At 41.9% G+C, this 9,048-nt stretch carries 8 protein-coding genes and 2 pseudogenes; 8 read left to right on the top strand and 2 right to left on the bottom strand.

Annotated elements, in window-relative coordinates:
- Positions 1–152 precede the first annotated feature (152 nt).
- From PN457_RS03995 to PN457_RS03975, 5 genes and pseudogenes are all read left to right on the top strand, one after another.
- Positions 153–353, top strand: a pseudogene (locus tag PN457_RS03995) (alpha/beta fold hydrolase); the annotation flags it as partial.
- A gap of 245 nt (positions 354–598) precedes the next feature.
- Positions 599–1,570, top strand: coding sequence for a CobW family GTP-binding protein (locus tag PN457_RS03990; protein WP_271731475.1), 972 nt, complete (start codon positions 599–601; stop codon positions 1,568–1,570).
- Between the two features lie 72 nt (positions 1,571–1,642).
- Positions 1,643–2,704, top strand: a complete 1,062-nt coding sequence (locus tag PN457_RS03985; protein ID WP_271731474.1) for a WD40 repeat domain-containing protein — start codon at positions 1,643–1,645, stop codon at positions 2,702–2,704.
- Positions 2,705–2,889: 185 nt separating this feature from the next.
- Positions 2,890–3,141 (top strand): hypothetical protein, encoded by a 252-nt coding sequence (locus PN457_RS03980; RefSeq protein WP_271731472.1) that lies wholly within the window; start codon positions 2,890–2,892, stop codon positions 3,139–3,141.
- A gap of 91 nt (positions 3,142–3,232) precedes the next feature.
- The gene (locus PN457_RS03975) at positions 3,233–4,243 is read left to right on the top strand and encodes a metal ABC transporter solute-binding protein, Zn/Mn family (RefSeq protein WP_271731471.1); all 1,011 of its coding nucleotides are present in this window, start codon (positions 3,233–3,235) and stop codon (positions 4,241–4,243) included.
- A 543-nt stretch (positions 4,244–4,786) separates the two neighbouring features.
- Here PN457_RS03975 and PN457_RS03970 read toward each other — a convergent pair.
- Positions 4,787–5,050: pseudogene (locus PN457_RS03970) on the bottom strand (hypothetical protein); the annotation flags it as partial.
- Positions 5,051–5,179: 129 nt separating this feature from the next.
- Between PN457_RS03970 and PN457_RS03965 the strand changes: the two are divergent.
- From PN457_RS03965 to PN457_RS03955, 3 genes are all read left to right on the top strand, one after another.
- The gene (locus PN457_RS03965) at positions 5,180–5,833 is read left to right on the top strand and encodes a MotA/TolQ/ExbB proton channel family protein (RefSeq protein WP_271731476.1); all 654 of its coding nucleotides are present in this window, start codon (positions 5,180–5,182) and stop codon (positions 5,831–5,833) included.
- Positions 5,817–6,221 carry an ExbD/TolR family protein gene (locus PN457_RS03960; protein WP_271731470.1) on the top strand — a complete coding sequence of 135 codons (405 nt, stop codon included), beginning with the start codon at positions 5,817–5,819 and terminating at the stop codon, positions 6,219–6,221. Before PN457_RS03965 ends, PN457_RS03960 begins: the two co-directional genes overlap by 17 nt.
- Positions 6,222–6,306: 85 nt before the next feature.
- Entirely contained in the window at positions 6,307–8,433 is a 2,127-nt protein-coding gene (locus PN457_RS03955) for a TonB-dependent receptor plug domain-containing protein (RefSeq protein ID WP_271731469.1), read from the top strand.
- Between the two features lie 120 nt (positions 8,434–8,553).
- Here PN457_RS03955 and PN457_RS03950 read toward each other — a convergent pair.
- Positions 8,554–9,048: zinc ribbon domain-containing protein (locus tag PN457_RS03950; RefSeq protein ID WP_271731468.1), on the bottom strand; the 495-nt coding region annotated here is incomplete at its 5' end.

The following is a 9,048-nucleotide window of genomic DNA, read 5'->3' as shown; positions in this document are numbered from 1 at the left end:
GAGATGAGAATGCTGCTAAGAACATAGAAATGGTCGGCATGGGGCATCGGCACGACCTAAAATGGACAGGGAGTGACTGTAAGACTGTTTCGGCAGCGAGTTACTGTGAACTGTCAAGAATCACCGACCTTCAAGGTCGGTGAGTATGTCAACTCACACTTGTACGCAACTTGTCCATACCCCTGATGGTGGTAATTGGTGAATCTAGTCCCCCCAAGTCCCGACAAGAAATGAACGCCGTAGCAGCACTACCAGGAGTAAGAAGCGTAGTTATTCCCGGTTCTCTGGGATTACATGAAGAACACCCAGACATTGTTTTCACCGCCACACAAGACTTCTTACTACACCCATAAAATTGCTGACTGTGAGATAACTGATTTTCTCAACTTTCCTGATCAACACCAAAAGTATTGTAGACTGCATCAGGATTAACATCTATATATGTCCTAGGACTGATGGGTTAGTAAAAAAACCATAGTTAAAGTATCATCATATAAACTTTAAACATCCTCTTACAGTGAATCCACCACAAAGATATAAAAAGAATTATCATGGGTGGTAATGATTATCTAACCTATGACAAAAAGGCATTTAGACAATGTTAACTGAAGAAATCACGAATACCGTACCTGTAACTGTACTCACAGGTTATCTGGGTTCGGGAAAAACCACTCTTCTCAACCATATCCTCACCTACGAACACGGAAAAAAAGTAGCTGTAATTGTCAATGAATTTGGGGAAGTAGGTATTGATAATCAACTGATTATTGATGCAGATGAAGAAATTTTTGAGATGAATAATGGCTGTATTTGCTGTACAGTGCGTGGGGACTTAATTCGGATTATCGGTAACTTAATGAAGCGGCGCGATAAGTTCGACCATTTAGTGATTGAAACCACCGGTTTAGCTGACCCAGCGCCGGTAATTCAAACATTTTTTGTCGATGAAGATATGCAAAGCTTACTGTCTTTAGATGCAGTGGTAACTGTTGTGGATGGGAAGCATATTTGGCAACATTGGGATGCTGACGAAGCCCAAGAACAGATTGCTTTTGCTGATGTGATTCTCCTAAATAAAACTGATTTAGTCACCCCAGAACAGTTAGATGAATTAGAACAGCGCATTCGGGGGATGAATGCAATGGCAAAAATCTACCGTACCCAAAACGCCCAACTAGAGATGAACGCTTTATTGGGTGTGAAGGCTTTTGATTTAGAGAGGGCGTTGGAAATTGACCCGGATTTCTTGGGTGAAGATGCTCACCAACATGATGACCAAGTTTATTCTGTAGCATTGGTGGAAGCAGGAGAGTTAGATGGAGAAAAACTAAACGCTTGGTTGTCTGAGTTATTGCGTACCCAAGGACAGGATATTTTCCGCATGAAAGGGATTTTAAATATTGCAGGGGAAGATAATCGCTATGTGTTCCAAGGTGTGCATATGATCTTAGATGGTAGACCCGATCGCCCTTGGAAACCAGATGAAACTCGCAAAAATGAGTTGGTTTTCATTGGTCGTAATCTTGATGGAGCCAAACTTAAGCAGGATTTTCTGGCTTGTTTTGTTTAAACTAGGTACAGACTAAGCTACAAGGGAGTAGGATGATTTCTTATTCCCCATTTCCCCATTCCCCTTTGAGTTATGAACCCTACAGCTAGTAAATCTAAGGAATTTGAAGAACACTATTCCGCGACTCTTTCCGACTATGTGACTGCGATCGCCTGGTCTCCCCATGGTAAAGTCCTAGTTGCTACCTCCGCAGCTGGTGAAGTTGTCCTAGTGAATGATAACCAGCTCACCACCTTACAAACGGGGGGAAGTACATCAATAGACTGTGTAGCTTTTTCTCCAGATGGTCAGTTTTTAGCTGTGGGGGGACAAAATGGACAGGTAAAAATTTGGCAAGGTACGGAATTAATTACTACCTTAGAAAATGCCCCCGCATGGGTAGATAAGCTGGGGTGGAGTCCCTCCGGTAATCAACTAGCCTTTAGTTTAGGGCGTTGTGTCCAAGTCTGGGATGCGGACAATAGGGAGGTAGTTGTTACCCTGAATTTTGATAACTCCTCAGTATTGGCCATTGATTGGCGTAGTGATGGGGAATACCTAGCAATTTCTGGGTATAAAGGTGTAAAGATTTGGGATAGCCAAAACTGGGAGCAGGAACCATATATTTTAGATATATCCACTGTCAGTATAGCCATGGCTTGGTCACCCGATGGTAAATTCCTAGCCTCTGGGAATATGGATCGCAGTATCACTGTTTTAGAGTGGGGTAATCCCGACCCCTGGATTATGCGGGGATTTCCTGGTAAAATTAGACATCTAGCATGGTCACAAGTCACTAACAAACTGGGTGCGCCAATTTTGGCATCTTCTAGTGTAGAGGGTATCGTAGTTTGGGAAAAGCTAGAGGATGAAAATTTGGGCTGGGAAGCACGGATTTTAACTAATCATGTGGATATGATCACCGCGATCGCCTTTGCGCCTCAAAGTTTCCTCCTAGCTTCCGCTGCTAGTGATGGTTGGTTGTGTTTGTGGAAAAAAGCCAAACAAGTTACCCAAGTACTCACCGGTGTTGCTCGAGGGTTTTCTACTCTAGCTTGGCATCCCCAGGGTAAGTTTTTAGCAGCAGGTGGAGATCAAGGGGAGTTACTGGTTTGGTCTAAGGTGTCACGGGGTCAGGGATTCGGCGCTAGTTAAAGGTAGTTAAAGAGGAAGGTGGGGTCAAACAATATCTGATACATTAATCAGAACTTTTAAAACATCCTCTAATATGTGTTCCCCGTTCCCTGTTCCCCGTTCCCTGTTCCCTTTATAATCATTCAGGTTGAAGCTAGATAATTTATTGGTTATTCTGGATGAGCAATATTATTTGGGTATCAATCATGAATATAGCCAAAATGATTTTACTAGCATCTCCGGTATTTCTAGCATCTATACTCCTGCTAGGCAACCCAGCACCTGCATTTACTACACAGATGACCTCCGTACAGTCTCAGCCATGGGGGGGATTCTCAACCCTTCATGTCAGTAAAACATCTAATCCCATTATGGATCAACTCGGTTGTAACTGCGCCACTTGTGTTCAGTCTAAATTGGAAATACTCCAAGGAAAGTTACCATCTGTGGATTTTTGAGCACATTTAAATTACTAATTCATGTTATCAATGTTATGGGGTGGGCTATTAGTCCGCTTTTTATAGTTTTTACACATCCACTGGGGAATCGATGATGGTTAAAAAACTACTATCAAATCATTTATCAAATAATTTATTACCTGGTATCTTAGTAGTTTTAACAATCGGCTTTCTGGGATGCGCAAATCAAAGAGTAACCACCTCATTTACTCAGCCAAGCACTAAAATACAAGAAAATCTTCCCCGGGTTGTCGCTACTACCACCATACTTTGTGATTTAACTAGACAGGTGGCGCAAAATACAATTAACCTCACCTGCTTGGGTTCCCCTGATAACGACTCTTATTTCTATCAACCCAGATCGGGACACCGGGAAGCGATCGCCCAAGCTGACTTAGTTTTCCACACCGGTTACAACTTTAAATCAGAACTGCTCAAAACACTTGCAGAAGGTAAAACTTCTACCCCCAAAGTAGCTGTAAATGAACTAGCAGTTCCCCAACCCCAGCAATTTCTCGCATCTGGCGAGAGATTAGCTAATCCTCATGTTTGGCACGATGTTAAGAATACTATCAGAATGGTGGAGATAATTAGCCACAATCTTAAAATTATTAACCCAGATTATACCACATTTTACAGTGATAACGCCAGATTAATTCAAAATGAACTTACTCAACTCGATACTTGGATTAAGTCCAGGATAGATACTATCCCCAAAGACAAGCGGAAGTTACTCGCTACTAGTAATGTGATGAATTATTACACTACAGCCTATAAAATCCCTTTGGTAAAGGGTTTAGAGAATATTAGTAGTATAGTAAATCCCACCGATGCACAAGTAAAAACTTGGGTGACAACCATTCAACAGGCCCAAGTACCAACAATTTTTCCCGATACCACTATTAACCAGCAGTTTATCGCATCTGTACCTACCCCGGCTAATGTCAGAGTATCTCAAAGGCAATTATATACTTATGGACTGGGTGAACCAGGTGGCGAAGCCGATAATTATCAAAAATTAATGGTTGCTAATACACGCACCATTGTAGAAGGTTTAGGGGGGACTTACTTAATTTTTCCCCCAAGATTTCCTGCTATATAAAACCTAGATAAAACTAGACTTTACTTTTTACTTCAACGGGAGCATGGGAGCAGTTATCCCTGGTGTAGACTTTCACGCCTTAGCCAGACGCGATTGTGTTCCAATTAAGTTTCTGAAAAATACTACCACCATCATTGCTTGGTTTTCGCGTCGGCAATAGTCTCAATTCAATACTTGATCTTGATATCACCTTATTATATATCAAGTAGCAGCACTACACCCCTATCGTTACAGGTTGCTCAATTGGACAAAAAAAACCCCGGACTTCGCCAAGAAGTCCGGGATATATCAATTGAATGGAAAACTCGTAAATATTTCGGCTCTCTGGTTAAAGGAGATGGCAGGTTTGGATCTTTTAGTAGTCACAATCGTAACCACTGCCATGATGCGATTACATTAACCAATTAGCCTTTATTTTTTTGGCTTGATAAACTTATCAATATTTATCTACTTTAAGAATAGCATAATAGACAGTCCGACGCAAGTCAATATTAGGTATCTGAATTTTAGCACCGCCAGTAACCAAAATCCCCCGCCATGAAGGAATAGCGCATGGGAGCGGGACTCGGCACAATTCCCCAAGGCGAAAGGTTGATGTACCGCCGGCGATCTGCTCGCAGCAGCGCTTCGCTATCCCAGGTATGGTATATCTAAAACGGCGAACTGTTGTCGCCATGGGTCAAATACCAAAAAGCGATCGCCCATAGTTTGGCGTTTTTGCAGTAGATGGGTTACCAATGTTAAAGCATGAAGACCAGCACCAATAACAGCTAAGTCAATTTTAGGAGGTGATGGAGGATTGACCATTAATAAATAGATAGAACCTAGTGATAATAATTATCATTCTATCTTAGGTTTACTAATTATCTTGACAATAACTTGCAATTATATCAGGATACTTCTAGTTTATGTGTTTGTTGTTTAACAATGAGTTCCATGGCAATCAATAATCTGTTTAGCGCCGGTGGTATCGTCATGTGGCCACTATTGGGCTTTTCTGTATTAGCGGTGGCGCTAATTATTGAACGGATTAAGTTTTGGCTGCAAATCAACCGAAGACAAAACCGGATCATTCAAGAAGTATTACAACTCTATCGCAGAGATAACCTAGTTACTGCCATAGGTATACTCAGAAACAATGCCAATTTACCCCTATCCCGGATTTTCCTAGCAGCTTTAGAATTAGAGGAAGCCACCCCAGAAGAATTTCGCTTGGCCTTGGAAAGTGAAGCCCAAGCAGAAATACCTGGACTTAAACGCTTTCAGAACATTTTTGACACCATTATCAACCTCGCCCCCCTCCTAGGACTCCTGGGTACTGTCTTGGGTTTAATTACTTCCTTTGCTTCCTTGAATATTGGTAATGTGGGGGGTACACAAACCATAGGGGTTACCTCCGGTATTAGTGAAGCCTTGGTATCTACCGCTACAGGGTTAATAGTTGCCATCTTTACCCTGTTTTTCGCCAACACCTTCCGCGGACTTTATCAGCGTCAAATAGCCCTATTCCAGGAATATGGCGGACAACTAGAACTGCTGTATCGCCGTCGCCATCAACCAGGAGAAAAAGACTATGCGCCTACAAGATGAACCCGATTTACCCGCACAGATTAACATCGTCCCTATGATTGATGTCATCTTTGCTATTTTGACATTCTTTATTATGTCAACTCTGTTTTTAACTAGATCACAAAGCCTACCAGTCAACTTACCACAGGCAGCCACAGCTAATCAACAATCAGCCCCCTTGACCATTACCATCAGCATTGATAGTCAAGGGGTGGTGAGCTTAGACCGTCAACCAGTTCCCCTCAATTCCCTGGGGGAACGGATCGGTACTTTGGTAGAGGGGAAATCAGAACCTATGGTAATTATTAATGCTGATCAAAAGGTAGAACATGGTCAAGTAATTGCAATTATGGATCAGGTGCGGCGGGTAAAAGGAGTAAAACTAGCGATCGCCACCCAGAAACCCTAATTTAGTACACCTAAGTTTTAAACTATGACAGACTGTCTTTTGACATGATTTAACTACAGCAACGACAATACCACATAGTATTTTGATGAAATGTTCCCAAAACCAAGTGAATAGATATAGATATTGTGTGGTGTTATCTGTTGTAGTCCAGAGCTTATGTATCAGCTTACCTAGTGTTGCTAACCCAAGTCAACAAACAGAGTTAGTTCTTGATAAAAATTATTATTTAAATCTTGAGTTACCAGTTACCCCTGGTGAATTATTAACTCAACAGTCCCTACCCATTGAATTTACCTTAGAAACCGAGCCAGAAGAAGCTACCACAGACGAAAATAACGAAGATGTAGATATTCTGCTAGAAGTATTAGGACAACCAGATAATTTTTCCGGTTCCACACCGGTGTATGTCATAGACCAGGAAGAAATTAAAAGACAAAATGCGAGCAGCGTCGCCGATGTTTTAAAAAGAATGCCTGGTTTTGCCATCAATGACGTTGGTCATGGTGCTGATATTCACACAGGGACATACTACCGAGGAGCATCAATTAACCAGTCTGTATTTCTCATCAATGGCAGACCAATTAATAATGATATTAGCACCTATCATGGTGGAACAGACCTAAATAGTATTCCCGTAGAAGCGATCGAGCGGGTAGAACTATCCAGCGGTGTCACCTCAGCTTTATATGGTTCCTCAGCCTTTGGGGGAGTAGTGAATATTATTACCAAAGAAGGCTATGATACCCCCAAACTAAATAGTAGTGTACAATTTGGCTCATTAAACCTGAATAATCAACAGGTCACCTACAGCGCTGGGGTAGATGATGTGAGATATAACTTCAGCTTTGAAAGATTTTTCATCGACAACCGTTACTCAGTCCCCGAAGGTGCTGCTAACCGTGACGCTCAAGGGTTACTCTCCAATGCAGACACAGCCACCAGTACCTACTTTGGTAGCATTGCTTTAGACTTAGATCCTCAAAACTCCTTAAATTTAGACATTAAAAAACTTAGCAGTCGCCGAGGCTTAGTTTACTTTGGGTTTCCCCCCCTGCTGCAAAGAGATAGATTAGACCATGACGGTTTAAATGTAGGCTTATCTTGGCAAACCCGCCTAGGTAAAGGCGAAAGCTCCAACTTAACCACCACCATAGGATATAATCAAGATTATTTTAGCACCTATGGCCCCACATTCTTTACCGGCACAGTATATAACCGCCTGGGGGTGTTAGATAGCCAAAAAATTACCGCCAGAGTAGATCATGATTGGCAATTAACAGCCAATAACAAACTGCGCTGGGGATTAGACTTACGAAACTCTCAATTAAACGGTGAAACCTTCAGTACCAGACCTGACAGAGTGAGATTCAACGAAGTTGAAAATAGAAGCGTCTTAAATACAGCCTTATTTGCCGTAAATACCCTCAATGTTAGTGAAGATTTTCAGGTAGACTTAGGACTAAGACAGAGCTTTGATGGAGAATTTGGCAGTTACTTAAACCCTAGTGGTGGCTTACGTTATAGCCTCACACCCGCAGTCACCCTGCGAGGGAGTTGGGCCGGGGGACAGCGCAACCCAGGATTAGATCAACTATATCTATATGATACAGTCCATGGGTGGGAGTCCAACGCTGACTTAAAACCAGAAACCGGCTCATCTTGGACCATGGGAACAGATGTGAGACTCACAGATAACTTAGTAGGACAATTTACCTATTTTGGCAGTAGTTTAGACAATCGGTTAGCAATTGTCGCCGGCAAATGGGAGAATGTAGGGTTAGTAGACACCAACGGACTAGAAGCCGCCTTGAGATTACAAATTTCTCCCCGGTGGTCGAGTTTTGTTAACTATACCTATACAGATGCCGAAATCAAAACCGGAACACAAGCAGGTTTACAATTAGGTCTGATACCTTATTCCGTCGCCCAAAGTGGTATTAGCTACCGCAATTCCGGCTGGGAAGGGAATTTGTATCTTACCTATAATAGTGGAATGCGGCGAGCCTTATTTACTAATACTCAAGCGGGACAAACACCTACAGACTTTAGCCCATCCTTCCTCAACTTAGACCTGAGTAGCAAAATTCCCCTCACCAATAATACAGCCATGACCATATATTTAGAAAACCTCCTGGGTGAGCAATACGAAAAAGTCAACCGTATTTATAGTCCAGGGTTTACCGTGCGTGTGGGGGTAACTGCAAACCTTTAGAAATCCAACAGAATAAATTCTGAGTGCAACTTTTAAGCTAATCAAAGCGATTAAACTAGATTAACTACGGCATCCGTCAATTCTGACTCCTCAGAAAGCACGATAGAATCATGCGTCACGTTAAAGGCAGTTAGTTGCTTGCAAAGCACGCAATAAAATATTGCGTGCGCCATTCACATCACGATAGACCTGAATTCCGCAATGTGGGCATTTAAAAATTTTGTTTCCACCTAATTTATGGTGAACATGACCGCAGTTACCACAGGTTCGCGGATACCAAGTACCATTTTTGAAATTACCAACCTTGAATTGGATAGTTTGGCTTGTGGCTTTACAGCTTTTAAATTTCGCACTACCGCCTTGACTGCGAGCTTGTTTAAAGGCATCAAATGCCTCAAAACACGTTTCTTGACGTTGATGCCCTGGTAATGTTTTCACCCATTCTGGTACATCTATTTTTTGAGCTATTTTATCTAACTCCTCAGCAGATATCTTCACTTCTTTTTCTGTGCTAGTTTTCTGATCAATAATTAGTCTGACTTGAGTATCATAATTATTGTGAAGATAACTGATACATTGATTGAAGTAATAACGATAAGCAGCAAGCCAACGCTT

Origin of the sequence: Anabaenopsis arnoldii (assembly GCF_028331025.1) — a bacterium.
GTDB lineage: Bacteria > Cyanobacteriota > Cyanobacteriia > Cyanobacteriales > Nostocaceae > Anabaenopsis > Anabaenopsis arnoldii.
This window is presented reverse-complemented; position numbering and strand designations above follow the sequence as displayed.

Excerpts from the sequence above, each read along its gene's own strand:
- PN457_RS03965 (WP_271731476.1), top strand. The coding sequence starts at position 5,180 with ATGGCAATCAATAATCTGTTTAGCGCCGGTGGTATCGTCATGTGGCCA.
- PN457_RS03960 (WP_271731470.1), top strand. The coding sequence starts at position 5,817 with ATGCGCCTACAAGATGAACCCGATTTACCCGCACAGATTAACATCGTC.
- PN457_RS03985 (WP_271731474.1), top strand. The coding sequence starts at position 1,643 with ATGAACCCTACAGCTAGTAAATCTAAGGAATTTGAAGAACACTATTCC.
- PN457_RS03975 (WP_271731471.1), top strand. The coding sequence starts at position 3,233 with ATGATGGTTAAAAAACTACTATCAAATCATTTATCAAATAATTTATTA.
- PN457_RS03990 (WP_271731475.1), top strand. The coding sequence starts at position 599 with ATGTTAACTGAAGAAATCACGAATACCGTACCTGTAACTGTACTCACA.
- PN457_RS03980 (WP_271731472.1), top strand. The coding sequence starts at position 2,890 with ATGAATATAGCCAAAATGATTTTACTAGCATCTCCGGTATTTCTAGCA.
- PN457_RS03955 (WP_271731469.1), top strand. The coding sequence starts at position 6,307 with ATGAAATGTTCCCAAAACCAAGTGAATAGATATAGATATTGTGTGGTG.